This window comes from Psychrobacter sp. N25K4-3-2, assembly GCF_015351755.1.
Taxonomy (GTDB): domain Bacteria; phylum Pseudomonadota; class Gammaproteobacteria; order Pseudomonadales; family Moraxellaceae; genus Psychrobacter; species Psychrobacter glaciei.
Window position 1 is genome coordinate 1 of sequence record NZ_JADKLX010000028.1, and the last position, 619, is coordinate 619.

The following is a 619-nucleotide window of genomic DNA, read 5'->3' on the forward strand; positions in this document are numbered from 1 at the left end:
GACAACACAATAACCAGAACCACACCAACCATTAAAGAAATACTGGCGTCAAAACGCGCTTCATCTATTTTATTACTACCGAGCGCTTTTGCTATTACTGCCGATGTACCGATCCCCAGCCCTATTGCTAAGCTAATAACGGTAAAGGTAACCGGAAATGTAAAGCTCACCGCTGCAAGCGGCTCAGTGCCTAGTAAGCTTATAAAAAATGTATCGACAATATTGAACATCATTAGCGTGATCATGCCGAATATCATCGGGATGGTCATGGTCTTTAATGTAGGCAAAATGGGATCGTTTAGTAAATCTGGGCGAGTCTGAGATTTTGAAATTGCGCGCATGGAATAAATAGGCCTCTTTTACTGAACGAATCATTTTAAAGCATCAAGGCAGTTCAAGCCACGGATTTATCACTACAATTGAAGTAATTAAAGAAGTAAAGATTCGAAAAAATAGTAAAACTTAGTTTTTGCATCTTTTTGTTAAAATAGAGCCTAAACACACCAAAAACCAATTAAAACACATTTTTATAACTTTTATTACAAACACACTGTGTTATCTGGTGCTTTTTTACACAAAGGCATGACTTGATTTATCGTTACGAAAAAATTCACTCATC

General features: G+C 36.8%; 1 protein-coding gene. It reads right to left on the reverse strand.

Annotated features, from left to right (window positions below; genetic code table 11):
• Positions 1-341 (reverse strand): MATE family efflux transporter (locus IOD06_RS13480; RefSeq protein ID WP_265087685.1); only part of this gene is annotated, 341 nt, incomplete at its 3' end.
• Positions 342-619: the final 278 nt, after the last annotated feature.